The organism is Bacillus cereus group sp. BfR-BA-01350 (assembly GCF_022663775.1).
GTDB classification, from domain to species: Bacteria; Bacillota; Bacilli; order Bacillales; family Bacillaceae_G; genus Bacillus_A; species Bacillus_A paranthracis.
Genome location: NZ_JAKUGD010000008.1, coordinates 102,685 through 121,932, shown reverse-complemented (window position 1 = coordinate 121,932; position 19,248 = coordinate 102,685). Strand labels below are relative to the sequence as shown.

The window sequence follows — 19,248 nt, the reverse complement described above, 5'->3', positions numbered from 1 at the left end:
CTATAATGGAGAAAAAAGTAAAAGGTGAGCAGCATGAAGAAAAAGAAACAAAGACAAATGCAAAGACAATCGCAAGTGAATCAACCAAAGAAAGAATCTCTTACATTAGGTGATCAATTAAATGATTCACTTATGCAGCAATTAAAGAATAAGAAAAGAGAGTTGCAAGTGAGAGAAGAGAAAAAAGAGGCAGCAGAACTGGAAAGAAAGCGTCAAGAACAAAAAGAACGTGAAAAGAATAAATCATTTGAAGAACTGTTAAGTGAAAGTAACCTTACTTGGAAAGACTTTAAATAATAACAAAAATGATCAGTGAAATAACGCTGATCATTTTTTTGACGAGCTTGTAAGAAAAGGGGAGTTAGAATGAGAAAAATTGTAGTTGTTCCGCATGAAAATCATTGGGGGGAAAAATTTCAAATAGAGGCTGAAAGATTAAAAGCAGCGATGCCAGAAACGGTGAAAATGCATCATATTGGAAGTACGTCAGTGCCGGGACTGGCAGCTAAACCAATTATAGATATGATTATGGAAGTGGAGAGTATCGACAGAGTAGATCATTGGAATGAATGTTTTGAAAAGCTTGGTTACATCGCAAAAGGGGAGAATGGTATTTCAAGACGCCGCTATTTTATTCATGGAACGGAGGAAAAACGTTCGTATCACTTACATGTGTTTGAAAAAGGAGATCCTGAGATAGTAAGGCATTTAGCATTTCGTGATTATATGATGGCTCATTGTGAAGAAGCTGAGGCATATGCAACTTTAAAGACAGAATTAGCTGAAAAGTATACATATGATGGTGCGTTATATTCGGAAGGGAAAACTGAGTTCGTACGTAATATTGATGAAAAAGCGAAGAAATGGATAGAAAATAACGTGAATGAATGAATTCGTATTATTGATGAATGTGTATAAATTTATTATGTAAACTGTACGTATGTTTTGACTTTTTGGTTGAATCTTGTTCAAATAAAGTGGTGGCTTATAAAAAAATGTAATAATGAAAGGGAGACGACTGTGCACATTCCAACAACTACACTTCATAATGGCGTAAAAATGCCGATGATTGGTTTAGGTGTTTATAAAGCGAAAGAAGGCGACGAAGTAAAACGAGCAGTAAAAACAGCGTTAGAAGTTGGATACCGTTCGATTGATACAGCAACTGTATATGAAAATGAAAGCGGTGTCGGAGAAGCGGTTCGTGAATCAGGGATTCCAAGAGAAGACATTTTTATTACAACAAAAGTTTGGAATGACGATCAAGGATACGAGGAAACACTTGAGGCGTTTGAGAAAAGCTTAAAAAAATTACAAATGGACTATGTAGATCTATATTTAATACATTGGCCAATAAGAGGGAAGTATGTTGATACGTACCGAGCGTTAGAAAAACTGTATGAAGAAGGTAAAGTGCGCGCGATTGGCGTTTCTAATTTCCATAAACATCATTTAGAACTGCTATTACCAAATTGTAAAGTAAAGCCGATGGTAAACCAAGTGGAACTTCATCCGATGTTAACACAATTTGAATTGCGTAATTTCTGTCAAGGTGAGCAAATTCAAATGGAAGCATGGAGCCCATTAATGAGAGGCGGCGAAGTATTTCAGCATCCGATTATTCAGGCTATTGCTACTAAATATGAAAAAACATCTGCGCAAGTTATATTAAGATGGGATATTCAAAGCGGGGTAGTGACGATTCCGAAATCTGTTACACCATCTCGCATTCAGGAGAATTTTTCTATCTTTGACTTTTCATTAACAGAAGAAGAGATGACTCAAATTAATACGTTAAATCGTAATTTACATGTAGGAACGAATCCTGATAAATATGATACGTTATAAAAAGACGCTACCAGTATGGTAGCGTCTTTTTATCGGTGTAATGCGTACGTATCACATTTCACAATTTGCTGAAGCTGTGTATATTCTGCTGTTGTTAACTGTGTTTGTTTACTAGCTTGTACATTTTCTTGCAATTGCCCAATAGAGCTTGCACCAGGTATAACAGCTGCAACAGTTTCGTTATGTAAGCAATATTGAATAGCTGTTCCAGTTAAGGAGTTTTCTCCAATTATTTCTTTTACATTCGCAAGCGTCGCATATAATTCATCGTAAGAATAAGAAAGGTAATCTTTTTCTTTTACTCTTTCTATCTTTCTTGTATTGTTATCAGTTAATATTCCTTTCGCAAGTGGTCCGCGAGCAATGACGCTAATTTGATGTTCATTAAGAAGCTGGAACCATTCTTCAGGGCGACGATTCAAAAGGCTATATTCCATTAGAACACTAACGATATTTGAACGCTGTGCATATTCACGGATGACATTTGGACGTATAGAAGAAATACCGTAATAGCGAATGATACCTTCTTTTTTCAATTCTTCAAAGGCTTCAATTACTTCATCTATAGGATCTTCAATCGTCCCGCCGTGAAGTTGATAAAGATCAATATAATCAGTTTGAAGTCTACGTAAACTTTCTTTCACTTCAGCCTTTATGTAATTTTTAGAAGGATCCCAAGACCAGCCGTTTTTTTCTTCTGTCCATCGATTCCCAACCTTCGTTGTAAGGATAATTTGGTCTCGTTTTCCTTTTAAGGCTTTTCCAACAAATTCTTCGTTTAATCCATAATCATATAAATCCGCTGTATCAAAAAAATTGATTCCTAAATCGATTGCTTCATGAATAATACGTAGGGCTTCTTTTTCAGATGTACCGAGGGACATACAGCCAAGTCCCATTTCTGTCACAAATAAATCTGAGTTTCCTAATTGACGTTTTTTCATAGTTCAACCTCCTTCTCCTTATTCTTATTGTACGCAAGGGAAAAGAGGTTGACAAACGTTTACTTTTTAGTTGCTGTAATCCACTCTTGTACAGTTGTATACTCTTTGCCATATTGTTTTAGCTTATGGCGAATTTGCCATGCTTTTCCGACTAAAGTGACGCGATTTGGTAAAATATAAACTTTCATTTCTATCACGCTCCTTTCAATGTGGTAAAATGTATGAGGAAAGAATAGGAAATAGAACAGGGAGATGAAGTAGTATGAGTAATCTTGCAGAGAGAACAGTAAAAACTGAGCCGATTTTTGATGGTAGAGTTATAAAAGTTCGTGTTGATGATGTAGTATTACCAAATGGAGCAATGAGTAAACGTGAAATTGTAAATCACCCTGGTGCAGTTGCTATTATTGCTATTACTGATGAGGGGAAAATTGTACTTGTTGAGCAGTATCGTAAAGCGCTTGAAAAGGCGATTATAGAAATTCCGGCTGGCAAGTTAGAACCTGGTGAAAAACCTGAGGTGACAGCAGTTCGTGAATTAGAAGAGGAAACAGGTTATGTATGTGAAAATATGGAGCTTATTACTTCTTTCTATACATCTCCAGGATTTGCAGATGAAATTTTATATGTATATAAAGCGACAGGTTTGACGAAAAAAGAAAATAAAGCTGCGTTAGATGAAGATGAGTTTGTGGAATTAATGGAAGTATCATTAGAAGAAGCAACTACTCTTATGAAAGATCTTCGTATTCACGATGCGAAGACGATGTTTGCAGTACAATATTTACAACTACAAAAATAAACACTCGCCAAAGGCGAGTGTTTTTAATTAATTTTTGCATATACGCGTGCATCACGTAAGCTACCATCTGGTGCTATGAAATCATTTTCCATTGTACCTTCTAGAATAAATTCTAAACGTTCTGCTAAGTTACATGCATTTGTATTTGTTGCATCAATACGAATTTCAATTCTTCGAGCGCTTAGCTTATCAAAGGCAAATTGAATGGCACCTTTCACAGCTTCGGTCATATAGCCTTGTTTTGTATAAGCGCTATGTAGCCAGAAGTGAAGTGAAAACTTTGGAATATCCCAGTTTTCAGGGTTGAGCGTTATAGCTCCGATGAATGTACCAGATACTTTATCGTATAAGTGAAAATCAAGTGTTTCACGAAGTAAAAACTGTCCGTGAGCGTTACGAACGATTTCTTCAGCACTTTCTTCTGTTTCAGCATTAATTGGCATCCACGGTACTAAGTCTTCTAGAGAAGCTTGTATTGCTTCATACACTTCTGCACCATCACCTGGAAATGGCTTACGAACCTGTAAGCGTTCAGTTTGAAATAATGTTGGAAAATCTAATAATAATGGTTTCAAGAGAAATCCCTCCTATTCTCTACTTTTTAGTTTAGCAAAGTAGAGCGGAATTTCAATGTTAATTCGTCATACTTTTTTCTTTCTTTCATACATTTTTAGTAAGAGTGTGAACGGAGGGAAGAAAAATGTGGAGAAAAACTTGGCAAGACCGTGTAATGTCTCACATACAGGAAAACTCTTCATTATATATATTTAACGCTGTTTTGTTATTGATGGGAGTAATATTTGGAGCGATTCTTGTAAATAGTTTACAATTAAATCAAAAACAAGATTTATCATTTTATTTGCAACGTTTTTTTGGACAAGTTTCTAAAGGAGAATTTGCTATTGCAGGCGAAATGTTTCGAGAAAGTTACTTTTCACAATTAAAATACATTGGATTTATTTGGATTTTAGGGATTTCAATTATTGGATTGCCACTCATTTTTATTTTATTATTTGCAAAAGGAGTAGTTGTCGGATTTACAGTAGGTTTCTTAGTAAGTCAGCATGGATGGAATGGATTATTATTAGCATTCGTTTCTGTATTGCCACAAAATCTCATTATCATCCCAGTATTTCTCGTTATGACAACAATTGCCGCAAGTTTTTCCTTACGCATGATTAGGCATCAATTTATCCGAAAAATAACTGAGCCGCTATTACCATTATTGATCCGTTATACATGCTTCTTTCTTGTAATTGGAGCGGTGTTAGCTCTTGCTTCTAGTGTAGAGGCTTATGCATCACCAGTTTTAATGAAAGAAGTCGTTGAGGCTATTAATAAACAATAAATACTTTATGAGAATAATTATCAATTTGTTTTTATTGTTTTTCTTTTGACAGAAGCCCTTCTTCTGATATAATGGTGTAAGAGTGGCGAGGAGGGAGTAGTACCGAATGGAAGAAAGAATTGAACGAATTAAGAAGCAATTACATGCAGCGAGCTACAAATTAACACCGCAACGTGAAGCAACAGTTCGTGTGCTGCTAGAAAATGAAGAAGATCATTTAAGCGCAGAAGATGTTTACCTCCTTGTAAAAGAAAAGTCGCCAGAGATCGGATTAGCAACCGTCTATCGAACTTTAGAACTATTATCTGAGTTAAAAGTTGTCGATAAGATTAACTTCGGAGACGGTGTTTCACGCTATGACTTACGCCAAGAAGGTGCGCAGCGTTTCCACCATCATTTGATTTGTACACAATGTGGTGCTGTACAAGAAATACAAGAAGATTTACTTGGTGAAGTGGAAAGGAAAGTAGAACATGACTGGAGCTTTAAGGTGAAGGATCATCGTTTAACATTCCATGGGATTTGTAAAAATTGTCAAGAAAATGAAACGGATGAAAAATAACCTTTTCCTATTTAACTAGGAAGAGGTTTTTTATTTGAATAAGGTATAAATTGGTGAAAGCTTGGCATATGTTGTAATAACTTATATTTTGGAGGAATTTACAATGCGCCGAGCTTTAAAATTAACTTTTGATGGGATAAAAGTATTTTTATTATTTACAAGTTGTACGATTTTGTTTTATTTCGCTATACTATGGATAAATGAAGAATATGAAAGCTATCATCGTTATGAAAAGCCAAAAGAAGAGACTGTAGAAAAAGTATCAGGGAATGAAGAGCCGGCAAAGGATGCTTTCGTAAATAGAATGATGTTTTTCTATGAAAATGGGGAGTAGTGTAGATTGGAAGATCAATTAAAAGATTTTATTCATTATATGGTTGTTGAAAAAGGACTAGCGAAAAATACAGTAGTATCTTATGAACGTGATTTAAAAAGTTATGTAAAGTATTTGCAAAATGTAGAACAAGCGAAAAGCTTTCACGAAGTGACACGCTTGCACATTGTTAACTTTCTGCAGCACTTAAAAGAAAACGGAAAATCTTCGAAAACATTAGCACGTCATATTGCATCGATTCGTTCGTTTCACCAATTTTTACTTCGTGAACGAGCGGTAGAGCACGATCCATCCGTACATATTGAAACGCCGCAAGGAGAACGGAAATTACCGAAAGTATTGTCAGTTGATGAAGTAGAGGCGTTACTGCAGACACCAAAAATGACGAGCGCTTTTGGGGTTCGTGATAAAGCGATGCTAGAGTTATTGTATGCAACAGGGCTTCGTGTTTCAGAATTAATTGCATTAAATTTAGAAGATGTACATTTAACGATGGGATTTGTTCGATGCATAGGGAAAGGGAATAAAGAAAGAATTATTCCACTAGGAAGTTTAGCGACGGAAGCGATTCAAAAGTATATTGAAAAGGGAAGAAGAGAATTGATGGGGAAAAAAGTAGTAGATGCACTCTTTTTAAACCATCATGGCAATCGATTATCAAGACAAGGATTTTGGAAAATTTTAAAACGATTAGCGAAAGAAGCAAATATTGAAAAAGAGCTTACACCTCATACGTTGCGTCATTCTTTTGCTACGCATTTATTAGAAAATGGAGCAGACTTACGTGCTGTGCAAGAAATGCTTGGACATGCAGATATTTCAACGACACAAATTTATACGCATGTTTCAAAAACTAGATTAAAAGATGTATATAAACAGTTTCATCCGAGAGCATAGGTACTATGCTCTTTTTTCATAGATTCAAAAGGCTATAGCACTTCACAGAAACTTCACAAACATTTCGTACATTGTTTTCAGCAGAAGACTAGAATATTACAATGTATTTCCTCTATACTAAATAAAGTATGAAGGAGGAAATGATGATGAAAAAACTTATTATGACTTTATTTATCGCGATGCTAGCATTGGCTGGCTGTAATACAAACAAAGAAGAACCGAAAAAAGAACAGAAACTAGAAGCTGTAAAAGTAGCAGTTCAAACAAATCCGAAAGAAATTAAACCTGGTGAAAAAACAGAAGTACAAGCACTTGTTACACAAGGAAAAGAAAAGGTAACAGATGCTGATGATGTAAAGTTTGAAATTTGGAAAGCTGGCGACGAAAAGCACGAGATGCTAGAAGGTAAGCATAAAGGAAAAGGTGTTTATGCTGTAGAGAAAATGTTCGAGACGGATGGCGTATACCATATTATCGCTCACACAAATGCGCGTGAAATGCATGTTATGCCAGAAGTAAAAGTGGCTGTAGGAAATGCGAAAGTAGAAGATGCGAAAAAAGAAAATAGTGATCATGGTGCAGGACATGGCGATCATAAAAGCGATACAATGATTCACCTTATGGCTGGTGACATAAAAGCAAATGCTGAATCAACAATGAAAGTTCATTTAAAACAAAAAGAAGAAGCTTTAACTGGTGCTGAAGTACAACTTGAAATTTGGAAAGATGGTGTGGAAAAACACGAATTCATTCCAGCAAAAGAAGGAAATAAAGGGGAGTATGAAACGAAACATACTTTCAAAGAAAAGGGTTCTTACAAAGTGAAAGTTCATGTTAAAAAAGGCGAATTGCATGAACATAAAGAAGAAACAGTAGAAGTAAAATAAAAAGGTAGCTCTTGAGAGCTGCTTTTTTTATTTTTATTCTGAAAATGATTAATGGGAAAGAACAAAACCGCCACTGATTAAAATTTCACTTTATATGAAGAAATAAATCATAAAATGATTAGCACTTCTGTGCATAATGGATTACAATAGAAGTGTGAAGAAAATGAGAAATTCTACGAAAATGTATTAAAAAGAAAGCGTAAACATGTTATGATATCAGTATCAGATGTCTGACATCTGACTTAGAAAAAACTAGAAATGTTTTTGCGTCGTTTCAAGGTAAACGAAATAGGTTAGAGAATGATTTAAAGAAGTACTGTTTGATAATGAGAACGAAAGATAATTCTTATGGAGAACAGTTTCACTTTATAGCGTTTTGAACATACTACAAGAAGTAGAACTGAACTTATAGGAGGTCGCAGTTATGAATAAATATAAACGTATATTCCTAGTCGTAATGGACTCTGTTGGAATCGGTGAAGCACCAGATGCTGAACAATTTGGTGATTTAGGATCTGACACAATTGGTCACATTGCTGAACATATGAATGGGTTACAAATGCCTAACATGGTGAAATTAGGTCTTGGTAACATTCGTGAAATGAAAGGCATCTCTAAAGTAGAAAAACCACTTGGATATTATACAAAAATGCAAGAGAAATCTACTGGTAAAGATACAATGACAGGACACTGGGAAATCATGGGTCTTTACATTGATACACCATTCCAAGTGTTCCCAGAAGGTTTCCCAAAAGAATTACTTGATGAATTAGAAGAAAAAACAGGCCGTAAAATCATCGGTAATAAACCAGCTTCTGGAACTGAAATTCTTGATGAACTTGGTCAAGAACAAATGGAAACAGGCTCTTTAATTGTTTACACTTCTGCTGATAGCGTACTACAAATCGCAGCACACGAAGAAGTAGTGCCGCTTGATGAGTTATATAAAATTTGTAAAATTGCACGTGAATTAACGTTAGATGAGAAGTACATGGTAGGCCGTGTTATTGCTCGTCCATTCGTTGGTGAGCCTGGAAACTTTACACGTACACCAAACCGTCATGACTATGCATTAAAACCATTCGGCCGTACAGTAATGAATGAATTAAAAGATAGTGATTATGATGTGATTGCTATCGGTAAAATCTCTGACATCTATGATGGTGAAGGGGTAACTGAATCACTTCGTACGAAGTCTAACATGGATGGAATGGATAAGCTTGTAGATACATTAAATATGGACTTTACAGGTCTTAGCTTCTTAAACTTAGTTGACTTTGATGCGCTATTCGGTCACCGTCGTGACCCACAAGGATACGGAGAAGCTCTGCAAGAATATGATGCACGTCTTCCAGAAGTATTCGAAAAACTAAAAGAAGATGATCTATTATTAATTACAGCAGACCACGGTAATGACCCAGTTCATCATGGTACTGATCATACACGTGAATATGTACCGTTATTAGCATATAGCCCAAGCATGAAAGAAGGCGGACAAGAATTACCACTTCGTCAAACATTTGCTGATATTGGTGCAACTGTAGCAGAAAACTTCGGTGTGAAAATGCCAGAATACGGAACAAGCTTCTTAAACGAGCTAAAGAAATAGGGGGATAAACAAATGAATCGTGAACTTATTACAAAATCAGCTTCATACTTAAAAGAGAAATTTCAAGAGACACCACAAGTAGGACTAATCCTTGGATCTGGACTAGGTGTATTAGCAGATGAAATCGAGAACGCAGTAACAGTACCTTACAGTGAAATCCCTGAATTCCCAGTTTCAACTGTAGAAGGCCATGCTGGTCAACTAGTATTCGGTACACTTCAAGGTGTAACAGTAGTAGCAATGCAAGGACGTTTCCACTTCTATGAAGGATACGATATGCAAAAAGTAACATTCCCAGTTCGTGTTATGAAAGAACTAGGAGTAGAAACAGTTGTTGTAACAAATGCAGCTGGTGGTGTAAATACATCATTCGAACCAGGCGATCTTATGTTAATTTCAGACCACATTAACTTCATGGGCACAAATCCATTAATCGGACCAAATGATTCTGAAATGGGTGTACGTTTCCCTGATATGTCTACATCATATACAGTAGAGCTTCGCGAAATGGCGAAACAAGTTGCAGCAGACTTAAATATTAAAGTACAAGAAGGCGTATACGTTGGAATGACAGGTCCTGTATATGAAACACCTGCTGAAATTCGTATGCTTCGTACACTTGGTGGAGATGCAGTTGGTATGTCAACAGTACCTGAAGTAATTGTAGCGCGTCACGCTGGTATGAAAGTACTTGGTATTTCTTGTATTTCAAATATGGCAGCTGGTATTTTAGATCAGCCACTTCACCACGATGAAGTAATCGAAACGACAGAACGTGTTAAAGCTAACTTCTTAGCATTAGTAAAAGCAATCGTAAAACAAATGAAGGGGTGACCTCACAATGAGAATGGTGGACCTAATTGCAAAAAAACGTGACGGACATGCATTAACGACAGAAGAAATTAACTTTATTGTTGAAGGATATACAAATGGTGATATTCCTGATTATCAAGTAAGTTCACTTGCAATGGCAATTTTCTTCCAAGATATGAACGATCAAGAACGTGCAGATTTAACGATGGCAATGGTAAATAGCGGTGATACAATCGACTTATCAGCTATTGAAGGAGTAAAAGTAGATAAGCATTCGACAGGTGGCGTTGGTGATACAACAACACTTGTATTAGGTCCATTAGTAGCCGCTTTAGGTGTACCGGTTGCAAAAATGTCTGGACGTGGTTTAGGACATACTGGTGGTACAATTGATAAATTAGAAGCAGTTCCAGGATTCCATGTTGAAATCGAAAATGATGAATTCATGCGTCTTGTAAATGAAAATAAAATCGCAGTTATTGGTCAAAGTGGAAACTTAACACCTGCGGATAAAAAATTGTATGCACTTCGTGATGTAACGGCAACAGTAAACTCAATTCCGCTTATTGCAAGCTCAATTATGAGTAAAAAAATTGCTGCTGGTGCAGATGCAATTGTTCTTGATGTAAAAACTGGAGCAGGTGCATTTATGAAAACAGATGAAGATGCAAAACGTTTAGCAGAAGCAATGGTGCGCATTGGTAATAACGTTGGTCGTAATACGATGGCTGTTATTTCTGATATGAGTCAACCACTTGGTGAGGCTATTGGTAACGCACTTGAAGTACAAGAAGCAATTGATACATTACAAGGTAAAGGACCGAAAGATTTAGAAGAGTTATGTTTAACGCTTGGAAGTCAAATGGTATACCTTGCTGGACAAGCTTCATCTCTAGAAGATGCACGTGAGAAATTAATTGAAGTAATGAACAACGGTAAGGCGCTAGAATCATTTAAAACGTTCTTATCAGCGCAAGGCGGCGATGCATCTGTTGTTGATGATCCTTCTAAATTACCACAAGCACAATTTAAAATTGAAGTGGAAGCGAAGGAAGACGGTTATGTATCAGAAATCGTTGCGGATGAAATCGGAACAGCAGCAATGCTTTTAGGAGCAGGACGTGCGACGAAGGAATCTGAAATTGATTTAGCAGTTGGCTTAATGCTTCGTAAAAAAGTAGGGGACAGCGTGAAAAAAGGTGAATCCCTTGTTACCATTTACGCAAACCGTGAAAATGTAGAAGACGTAAAAGCAAAAATTTATGAGAACATGAAGATCTCTAAAGAGCATGTAGATGCACCAACATTAGTGCACGGCATCGTTACTGAATAATAAAGAAGGGCCAGGGAGTATTTCTCCTTGGCTTTTTTTACTATTTTTTGTTTATAATAATAATGGGTGAAAATATGATTAGAATTTGTGCAATAACAAAAACAGATGAAGTATTATATGATGTTTCGCTAGAGGAAACAAAGAAAGACCATATTGTATGGTATTGGCTAGATTTATATAAGCCAACGAAAGAAGAGTATACATACATTTTGCAAGATCATTTTAAGTTCCATCCCCTTGCAATTGAAGACTGCATAGAATATGTACAGAGGCCAAAAGTTGATTTTTATGATGGATATAACTTTTTAGTTCTTCATGCATTTGGTGAGGATGGATTAGAACCGCACGAGATTGATTTATTTATTAGTGATCGTTATATTGTTTCTTTCCACTTTTCTCATAACAATGCAATTGAAAGAGTATGGAAAACGCTTGGAGAAAAGAAGCGTATTAAAAATAGTCCCCTGCACGTAGCGCATACAATTATCGATCAAATTGTAGATGACTATTTTGCGCCTGTATATTACATTGAGGATCATTTAAATGCAATTGATGATAATTTAACGGGTGAAACGGCAGGAAGTGTACTAGAAGAAGTATTTGATATACGTGCAGATTTATCGAAGTTAAGACGTACAATTATTCCGATGCGTGATTTATTGTATCGTATTTTAAATTCGACTCGTTTTTACGGTATAAGTGATCATGAAATTTATTTTAAAGATATACATGATCATTTGCTTAAACTGACCGAAATGATTGAAGCAAGCCGGGAGTTAACAGCAGATATTCGAGATAGCTATTTTTCATTAAACTCGCATCATATGAATAACATTATGAAAACATTAACTGTATTCTCGACTATTTTCATGCCATTAACATTTATTGCGGGAGTATACGGAATGAACTTTGAGCATATGCCAGAGCTTGGTGGACAATATAGTTATTTTATTTGTTTACTTATCATGGCTTTAATTGGCGGTGGCATGATGGTTTGGTTTTATAAAAAAGGATGGTTTAAGTAAAAAACACCGAGGGAAAATTCCTCGGTGTTTTTACTTAACCAATAGCATGTAATACGAACATGGCTAAGAATAAGCATGTAATGATATACATAGACGGTGCGACTTCTTTACGCTTTCCAAGAGCAACTTTTAAGATAGGATAAGCAATAAATCCGAACGCAATGCCATCAGCGATACTATATGTGAGCGGGATCATGACGATAATTAAGAACGCTGGAAATCCTTCTGAAAAATCGTTCAGAGGAATTTGTTGAATGCTTGTAATCATCAGGCCGCCAATAATAATTAAGATTGGTGCAATGGCACTATCAGGAATTAGTTTGACAAACGGAAGTGCAAACAGTGATGCAAAGAATAACAACCCTGTAACGATAGACGTCAGACCTGTCTTTCCGCCTGCAGTAATACCTGCGGCACTCTCTACTGTTGATACGGTAGGGCTTGTGCCAAATAGACCACATGTCATTGCTGAAATTGCATTGGCTTGGTAAGCACGTGGGAATTTACGGTCATCTTCTAATAAACCGTGCAGAAGTCCCATGTTCTCAAAAATAAGCACCATGCTTAAGGAGAATGTTGCAATCCAAAACGGTAAGGAAGAGAGTTTGCCAAATGACATAGCTCCAAACACATCGCCGTAATTAGCGAATGAGAATGAACTATTTCCAATTTGACTTGTATCCACAAGACCAAATAGCCATGCGATACCAGTTCCTATTGCAATCGTCCATAAAAAGTTTCCACGTACGTTACGAATAAATAATACGAGTGCAACGATAAGAGTAAGCACGGTCGCAAGAACGACAGGGCTACTTAATTTCCCCATTGCAACAGCAGTATTTGGATTCGAAACGACTAAACCACCTTTTTGCAATCCGATAAATGCTAAAAACAATCCGATACCAACAGTAATAGCTTCCTTTAATGACTTTGGAATCGATACGGAAAGCACGCGAGCGATTGGTGTAAACGCAGCAATTGCAAAAATAATACCAGAGATGAAGACAGCTGCTAATGCTTCCTGCCAAGTTAATCCGAGCGTATGGACAGCAGTGTACGTGAAGAATGCATTTACACCCATACCAGGGACAAGAATAGCAGGTGCATTTGCCCAAAATGCCATGAGCAGACATCCGACAAATGAACTGAAAACAGTTGCTAAAATTCCAGCTTCAAGAGGAATGCCAGCATCGGATAAGATGGATGCATTTACAATCATAATGTATACGATTGTGAAAAATGACGTAACTCCAGCTAAAACTTCTTGTTTTGGTGATGTTTCGTGTAAACCTAATTTAAATGTTCTTTCAAGTATTCCTTTCATGTTAAACCTTCTTTTTCATATCCCTCTCCCACCCGTGATATCTCTTTCGTAAGAGCTCACCGTCCTTTATTATATCAGAACATCATGTTTTTACAACAAGGAAAATGATAACGTTTACTTATAAATGAAATTATTTATAAGTACGTAAAAATTGCCCGTATTGTAGAAATGATTTCTAATTCTCCCGATTGAATGGGAGGAGACGCTTGTGCATGTAAAGTAGCATAGGAAGCGACTTCCCTTGGTAATTGAGCAGATTCTTCAACGAATGAGAGTGGAACAGGATTAATGTTTAAATTGTATGTACTCGCAATAGCACGAGCTTTTTCTACAGCTTGTTGCAGAGCTTGAATGAGAGCTTGCTCATAATATTTATTTGGGTGAGATATTCGAAACCGTAAACCTTTTGCTACGTTTGCTCCATTTGAAACGGCTATATCATATACTTCCCCTGCTTTTTGTACATTTAAAACGGTAATTTCATACAAATGTTCCACCCGATATCCTTGTAGTAATGCTTTATCATTTACATACTCGTATTGAGGAGTGATCGTATAAGAAATCGTTTCTATATCTTTATCAGCGATACCAAGCTGTTTAAGTGCATCCAGCAATTGTGTTGATTGTACTGCATTTTCTTCTTGCGCTTGTTTCACATTTTTACTATCAGTTCGAATGCCAAGTGTTAGTATAACGACATTTGGTTTTGCTTTGACAACACCTTCACCTTGTACAGTAATAGTCGCTTCTTTACCAGTATTAGCTGTGCGTACGTTGTGTAAATAAGGATTCATTCCACCTTGCATTTTCCATCACCATCCTTTTTATATGTATATGTGTGAACAAAAAAGAAATTTGTATGAAAAAGTTACATAAATGGGAATGTTAAAGAAAGAAAGCATATACAACGAGGGTATTTATAGATTATAATATGTGTAAATATGATAAAAAAGGGACGAGGCTAGTGAACGAAAAAAGAGAAACACTGATTTTAGAGTTATCCGGATCATTTCGAAAGATGATACGTTTATTACAAAATGATATTAATACACGTTTTGCAGAACATATGCCATATAATGAATTTTCTGTATTACGCGCGTTATTTTTAAACAGTCCACAGATGGCTTCGCAAATTGCGAGTGAAGTAAACGTAACCTCCAGTCATATTACAGCTGTTACAGATCGTCTTGTACGAAAAGGATTAGTAGAAAGAAAACGTTCTAATTCAGATCGTCGTATCGTGTACTTAGAAATTACAGAGCACGGAAGAGAAGTAACTGAAAAACTAGAAGCTGTACGAAAAGAATATTATAAAGAGAGATTTAAAGGTTGGAGCGACCAAGAAATAGAAATGGTGTTAGAGCTATTTGGCCGCGTATTATAATAAATGAGGATAGGGAGCGACAGCTTTCCTATCCTTTTTCTTTTGAATAAAAACATTTTGAAACTCCAATACTTTAATTAAAAGATCGGAGGAAAGATTATGAGATATATTGCTGCACTTACCATTTTATTTGGTGGTTTTTTCTATTTTCAAACATTCGCGTACGCAGATACGCCTATCCAAGTGGTGCGAAAAGAAGTGAAGTACATTGAAAACGATAATACAGTCTTATATTCAAAATTATGGGTTCGTTCTATGCAAAACACAGTATTATTCCACCATAGCGATAATATTCGTAATCAGGACACATTACGTAATGTAACAAGTTCATCGCTTGTTAAAGCGAAGCAACTATCTTTTCAGAAAGCAGCACTCTATATACCGAGACTATCGCAATACGTATCAAAAATAGGAAAAGAAAATATTCAAGTGTACTACATTGCGATTCACTATAATGTGAAAAAAGAAAATGCATATCAATTAGATGGCATGAACTATTTTCTACAAGTATTTGTGAAAGAGCGTGGGGAATGGAAAATTGCTGAAAGTGTAGTTGCACCGACAGAGCAAATTGTGCAAAATGGTGATGGATTTGGGATGAAAGAAGAGATGGTGTATGGGGATAGGAGAGAGAATGTGAAATAACCTCCTCAATAAGAGGAGGCTATTTTATTTAAAATTCCAAGAGACTTTCCATTTTAATATTTTAGGTAGGAAGAAATACGTAATGAAACTAGTTACTAAAAATCCGATGTAAAAGCTGGACAATGAGTGCGCTCGACTTAGTATTAAACCTCCAACGATCCCACCAAAGAAAATAGCGCATGCCATTACTAACTTTTGTAACTTTGGATATAATAGATAGTTACCATTTCGCTCATTGATTGAACGGGCATATAAATATATACCGAGTGGTAATAAAAGAATAATATGTGCAATAGGTCCAATCAATGTTTTTGCCGGTGGAATCTTTGTAAAGTTTGGTTCGTTATGACGTACTCCATTTTGATCAGTATAAGCGCTCTGTGGATCATAATTAAAGTAAATACGAAAATCTTCTGCTGGGCTAGAGATACGTATGTTTTCCATCACATCATGTATAAGGCTGTTGTCTTCATGAAATTCAGTGTTTGAGTGAACAGCAATGACTCCGGAGATAAGTGATGGAAGTAAAGCTGGAAAGATTAATATAGTTGTAGTGAGAAATCCTTGCGATATAATATTCCCTGTAATTGTACCTACACATAAGGTAATTGTATAAATAGCGATTAATACAATTAACATGTATATAAAATAACTATGAAAGGGAGAGAATACTTGATATTTATTATGAAAAGTTAACTTTTTCATAATAGCAAATAGCCCCCAGTTTAAAATGACAACTGCGACGATATTACAGATTCCAAATAACCACTTTGTTATATAAAGGTGCGAACGTTTAAAGGGCATAGACCATAACAAGTCGCTAGCGTTATTTTGTCTTTCCCATCCAATTAACGTACAAGCTAGAACGATAAGTACACTACCTAACAGCAGAACAGAATCTAGAAGTGTTAAATCAAAATGGTAATGATATACATAGTTCCACTTTTTATTGTCATTTAGAAATTGTTGCTCTTGAATAGAAGTCATATAGTATTGATATGACAAAGTATAGAAGCTGACGAGCCAAAATAACCATACAATATATTTACTTTGTTGATACGTTCTTAGCCACAGTGCTTTTTGAAACATAGGATCTCTCCTTTAAAAAACTTTATAATTTGTTAGGCGTGATAATATAACATAAGTAATGATTCCGGTTAGAAACAAACCGATATAGTAACTAGGTAAGAAATTAAAATGGTTTATTTTATAGCCGCCTAGTAATGCAAAGTAAATGGTTGAGCCCCATATCCATATCGGTAAACTCTTTTGGAACATAAATATCTTCTGAGTGTTTTCATTTGGTGATCTTGTATATAAATATGTTCCAAGTAGTAAGTAAACTAATGTATAAAAAATCGGGACTAACATTGATTTTGCTGAATAATATATATGAGATGCTGGATCTCTTAAAGCAGTTGGATTGTTCTCGATCTTACGGGATTCCGGATCATAGTAATAATTGATAGAAAAATGACTAATTGGTGCAGCTGTATTTGTTTTTTGATTGATTTCATAAAGTTGTCGATATAAGTTTTCATTTTTAATATTTGCAGCGTATAAATGGTTAGTTGTAAAAGTGTATAGTAATGTAATAAATGTAACCCCTGCTAGTAACCATGGAACACAAAAAATAATCTGCGAAACGATGCTTCCAGTAAAAGTACCGATACATAAGGCAGCTGTATAGACTGCAACATAAGAAACTATCGCATAAAGAAAGTATCGATGAAACGGACTAAAAGATTGATAATCAAAATGAATCGTTGTTCTATAAATAACATACATAAGAACCCAATTGATAAGTAATGAGCCCACAATACAAAATGAACCGAAAGCCCATTTAGATAAGAAAACATCTTTTCTTTTAAATGGCAATGTCATAAGTAGTGTATTAGATTGGTAGCTGCGTTCCCATCCTATCAATAAGCAGGCTAAAGCAATGATAAGAACAGTTAACCAAAAACTATTACTTTCTCCTGAAGAAAAAATATAAAAATAATAATACTGTTTCCCTTTTTCTTGTAATTCATAATACGCATCAAGTTGTTGCTGAGCACTTCTATAGTAGCCAAAAGGTAACAAGTAAAACGAACTAAAGAAGAATAGTAACACAGCATATTTTCCGCGCTTCCAATTCCACATCCATAACGCCTTATGAAACATACCCATCCTCCTCCAGTGTTGTAACGAAGACATCTTCAAGTGACATTGTTAATTCTTCAATGAGTATAGGTTGTTCTTTATAAAACTTCTCCAGTGTTGTAGCCACATTTCCCTCGATTAAGATTGTATACACTTTTCCTGTTTGATTTAATATTTTAATATTGCTTAAGTTTTCTAGTTTTTGAGGTAATGAACGTTCGTAAGCAACTTGTATTTTAGCAAATCGTGATTTTGCATCGTCTAGTGATGTAATAGAAGATATAGTATGGCCTTTTAATATAATGATTGTATCTGCAATTTGTTCTACTTCATCTAAATGATGAGTTGAGACGAAAATCGTAATCTCTTTTTCTGCCACTTCTCCTACGAGAAACTGTAAAATTTGCCTTTTCACGATAGGGTCAAGTCCGTTTGTCGGTTCGTCTAGAATGATATATTCTGCTTTTGTAGAAATAGCTAAAATGATGGCAAGCAGTGCTTTCATTCCTTTTGAATAACTACGAATTCGTTTGTTTGGTAAGTTAAAACGTTCTAACAGTTCATAGAAATATACTTCATCAAACGCGGTATAAACGGTTTTATAAAACCTTACAATTTCTTTTACTGTATATCCGTTCAATATGTTAGTAGAATCCGGAACATATACGATTTTTTGTTTCGTTTCAGGATTCTTATGAATGTCAGTATCCCCATATGTAACAGATCCTTCATCAGGGTCTAAAATACCGACCATCGTTCGTAATAAAGTTGTTTTCCCCGCACCGTTTCTTCCGAGTAATCCGATGATACTTCCTCTCTGTAATGTGAAAGAAACATCGTCTAAAATCGTTTGACTATCAATCGTTTTCTTCAAGCTTGTCACTTTCAACATCCGCATTTCCTCCAATCTCTTTGTAGTATGAATCTATCCAATCATGAATTTTATCTTTCGTAACACCAAGATAAGAGGCTTCTAATAGTAATTGATGAAATTGCTTTTCAACCATCGCGATTTTCCTTTCGTCTAATGTTGGGGTAATCGATTGGGATACAAATGTTCCTTTTCCTCGTAATGTTTCAATAATCCCTTGTCGCTCTAACTCTTGGTACGCTTTACTCACTGTATTTGGATTAATAACGAGTAAAGAAGCGAGTTCACGTACAGAAGGAAGTTTATCACTTGGAGCTAACATGTTTTTCAATACGAGTTCTTTTATATTTTGAACAATTTGTTCCCATATCGGAGTGTTGCTTCTTGGATCAAGTTGAATATGCAAGAGCAATGTCTCCTTCCTGACATGTATTAAGTGTACTAATGTGTGTAGTACACTTAATACGATATAGGTGA

24 protein-coding genes are annotated in these 19,248 nt (G+C 35.7%); 15 read left to right on the top strand and 9 right to left on the bottom strand.

The window, feature by feature from the left end; genetic code table 11:
* Positions 1-33 precede the first annotated feature (33 nt).
* From MR147_RS18070 to MR147_RS18060, 3 genes are all read left to right on the top strand, one after another.
* Positions 34-297 (top strand): YqkE family protein, encoded by a 264-nt coding sequence (locus MR147_RS18070; protein ID WP_074606913.1) that lies wholly within the window; start codon positions 34-36, stop codon positions 295-297.
* Between the two features lie 69 nt (positions 298-366).
* The gene (locus MR147_RS18065) at positions 367-891 is read left to right on the top strand and encodes a GrpB family protein (protein ID WP_074606911.1); all 525 of its coding nucleotides are present in this window, start codon (positions 367-369) and stop codon (positions 889-891) included.
* A gap of 129 nt (positions 892-1,020) precedes the next feature.
* A complete protein-coding gene (locus tag MR147_RS18060) occupies positions 1,021-1,848 on the top strand; it encodes an aldo/keto reductase (RefSeq protein ID WP_000548014.1) in 828 nt (275 codons plus the stop codon).
* Between the two features lie 29 nt (positions 1,849-1,877).
* Here the strand turns inward: MR147_RS18060 and MR147_RS18055 are convergent, their stop codons facing one another.
* Together MR147_RS18055 and mciZ are read right to left on the bottom strand one after the other, a co-directional pair.
* Entirely contained in the window at positions 1,878-2,792 is a 915-nt protein-coding gene (locus tag MR147_RS18055; RefSeq protein WP_074606909.1) for an aldo/keto reductase, read from the bottom strand.
* Positions 2,793-2,851: 59 nt separating this feature from the next.
* Positions 2,852-2,980, bottom strand: coding sequence for a Z-ring formation inhibitor MciZ (gene mciZ, locus MR147_RS18050; RefSeq protein WP_000870299.1), 129 nt, complete (start codon positions 2,978-2,980; stop codon positions 2,852-2,854).
* 74 nt (positions 2,981-3,054) lie between these two features.
* Here mciZ and MR147_RS18045 point away from each other — a divergent pair, with 74 nt between their 5' ends.
* A complete protein-coding gene (locus MR147_RS18045; protein WP_000067038.1) occupies positions 3,055-3,594 on the top strand; it encodes an NUDIX hydrolase in 540 nt (179 codons plus the stop codon).
* Positions 3,595-3,617: 23 nt separating this feature from the next.
* On the opposite strand, the gene MR147_RS18040 is transcribed toward MR147_RS18045, so the two are convergent.
* Entirely contained in the window at positions 3,618-4,169 is a 552-nt protein-coding gene (locus MR147_RS18040; protein WP_074606908.1) for a GNAT family N-acetyltransferase, read from the bottom strand.
* Between the two features lie 155 nt (positions 4,170-4,324).
* On the opposite strand from MR147_RS18040, the gene spoIIM reads away from it, so the two are divergent.
* The 9 genes from spoIIM to corA all read left to right on the top strand — a co-directional run bounded on the left by spoIIM (position 4,325) and on the right by corA (position 12,402).
* Entirely contained in the window at positions 4,325-4,942 is a 618-nt protein-coding gene (spoIIM, locus tag MR147_RS18035; RefSeq protein ID WP_223290733.1) for a stage II sporulation protein M, read from the top strand.
* A 106-nt stretch (positions 4,943-5,048) separates the two neighbouring features.
* Entirely contained in the window at positions 5,049-5,504 is a 456-nt protein-coding gene (gene fur / locus MR147_RS18030; protein ID WP_000392655.1) for a ferric iron uptake transcriptional regulator, read from the top strand.
* Between the two features lie 103 nt (positions 5,505-5,607).
* Positions 5,608-5,838, top strand: coding sequence for a YqzK family protein (locus tag MR147_RS18025; protein WP_001250432.1), 231 nt, complete (start codon positions 5,608-5,610; stop codon positions 5,836-5,838).
* Between the two features lie 6 nt (positions 5,839-5,844).
* Positions 5,845-6,735 (top strand): site-specific tyrosine recombinase XerD, encoded by an 891-nt coding sequence (gene xerD, locus MR147_RS18020; protein WP_000390084.1) that lies wholly within the window; start codon positions 5,845-5,847, stop codon positions 6,733-6,735.
* Between the two features lie 143 nt (positions 6,736-6,878).
* Entirely contained in the window at positions 6,879-7,622 is a 744-nt protein-coding gene (locus MR147_RS18015) for a FixH family protein (RefSeq protein WP_139302728.1), read from the top strand.
* 424 nt (positions 7,623-8,046) lie between these two features.
* The gene (gene deoB, locus MR147_RS18010; RefSeq protein WP_001046083.1) at positions 8,047-9,231 is read left to right on the top strand and encodes a phosphopentomutase; all 1,185 of its coding nucleotides are present in this window, start codon (positions 8,047-8,049) and stop codon (positions 9,229-9,231) included.
* A gap of 12 nt (positions 9,232-9,243) precedes the next feature.
* Positions 9,244-10,065: a purine-nucleoside phosphorylase gene (locus MR147_RS18005; protein WP_001078446.1), complete on the top strand. Its 822-nt coding sequence runs from the start codon at positions 9,244-9,246 to the stop codon at positions 10,063-10,065.
* Between the two features lie 7 nt (positions 10,066-10,072).
* Positions 10,073-11,377, top strand: a complete 1,305-nt coding sequence (locus MR147_RS18000) for a pyrimidine-nucleoside phosphorylase (protein WP_001243079.1) — start codon at positions 10,073-10,075, stop codon at positions 11,375-11,377.
* Positions 11,378-11,439: 62 nt separating this feature from the next.
* Positions 11,440-12,402, top strand: a complete 963-nt coding sequence (gene corA, locus MR147_RS17995) for a magnesium/cobalt transporter CorA (RefSeq protein ID WP_139302727.1) — start codon at positions 11,440-11,442, stop codon at positions 12,400-12,402.
* A 34-nt stretch (positions 12,403-12,436) separates the two neighbouring features.
* Here corA and MR147_RS17990 read toward each other — a convergent pair whose 3' ends face one another.
* Both MR147_RS17990 and MR147_RS17985 read right to left on the bottom strand, forming a co-directional pair.
* The gene (locus tag MR147_RS17990) at positions 12,437-13,726 is read right to left on the bottom strand and encodes an NCS2 family permease (RefSeq protein WP_000676253.1); all 1,290 of its coding nucleotides are present in this window, start codon (positions 13,724-13,726) and stop codon (positions 12,437-12,439) included.
* A 134-nt stretch (positions 13,727-13,860) separates the two neighbouring features.
* Positions 13,861-14,532 (bottom strand): SIMPL domain-containing protein, encoded by a 672-nt coding sequence (locus MR147_RS17985; RefSeq protein ID WP_074606904.1) that lies wholly within the window; start codon positions 14,530-14,532, stop codon positions 13,861-13,863.
* 158 nt (positions 14,533-14,690) lie between these two features.
* Between MR147_RS17985 and MR147_RS17980 the strand changes: the two genes are divergently transcribed.
* Together MR147_RS17980 and MR147_RS17975 are read left to right on the top strand one after the other, a co-directional pair.
* A complete protein-coding gene (locus MR147_RS17980; protein WP_001003315.1) occupies positions 14,691-15,110 on the top strand; it encodes a MarR family winged helix-turn-helix transcriptional regulator in 420 nt (139 codons plus the stop codon).
* Between the two features lie 99 nt (positions 15,111-15,209).
* Positions 15,210-15,755: a hypothetical protein gene (locus tag MR147_RS17975; RefSeq protein ID WP_074606902.1), complete on the top strand. Its 546-nt coding sequence runs from the start codon at positions 15,210-15,212 to the stop codon at positions 15,753-15,755.
* Between the two features lie 24 nt (positions 15,756-15,779).
* Here MR147_RS17975 and MR147_RS17970 read toward each other — a convergent pair whose 3' ends face one another.
* From MR147_RS17970 to MR147_RS17955, 4 genes are read right to left on the bottom strand one after another with little or no spacing between them, the layout of a single operon-like run.
* A complete protein-coding gene (locus tag MR147_RS17970; protein WP_074606900.1) occupies positions 15,780-16,844 on the bottom strand; it encodes an ABC transporter permease subunit in 1,065 nt (354 codons plus the stop codon).
* Between the two features lie 12 nt (positions 16,845-16,856).
* Complete coding sequence (locus MR147_RS17965; protein WP_074606898.1) at positions 16,857-17,921, bottom strand: ABC transporter permease subunit; 1,065 nt, start codon at positions 17,919-17,921, stop codon at positions 16,857-16,859.
* Positions 17,911-18,792 carry an ABC transporter ATP-binding protein gene (locus tag MR147_RS17960; protein ID WP_000922161.1) on the bottom strand — a complete coding sequence of 294 codons (882 nt, stop codon included), beginning with the start codon at positions 18,790-18,792 and terminating at the stop codon, positions 17,911-17,913. The genes MR147_RS17965 and MR147_RS17960 overlap by 11 nt, the downstream gene beginning before the upstream one ends.
* Positions 18,758-19,177, bottom strand: coding sequence for a GntR family transcriptional regulator (locus tag MR147_RS17955; protein WP_000548036.1), 420 nt, complete (start codon positions 19,175-19,177; stop codon positions 18,758-18,760). Before MR147_RS17955 ends, MR147_RS17960 begins: the two co-directional genes overlap by 35 nt.
* Positions 19,178-19,248 lie beyond the last annotated feature (71 nt).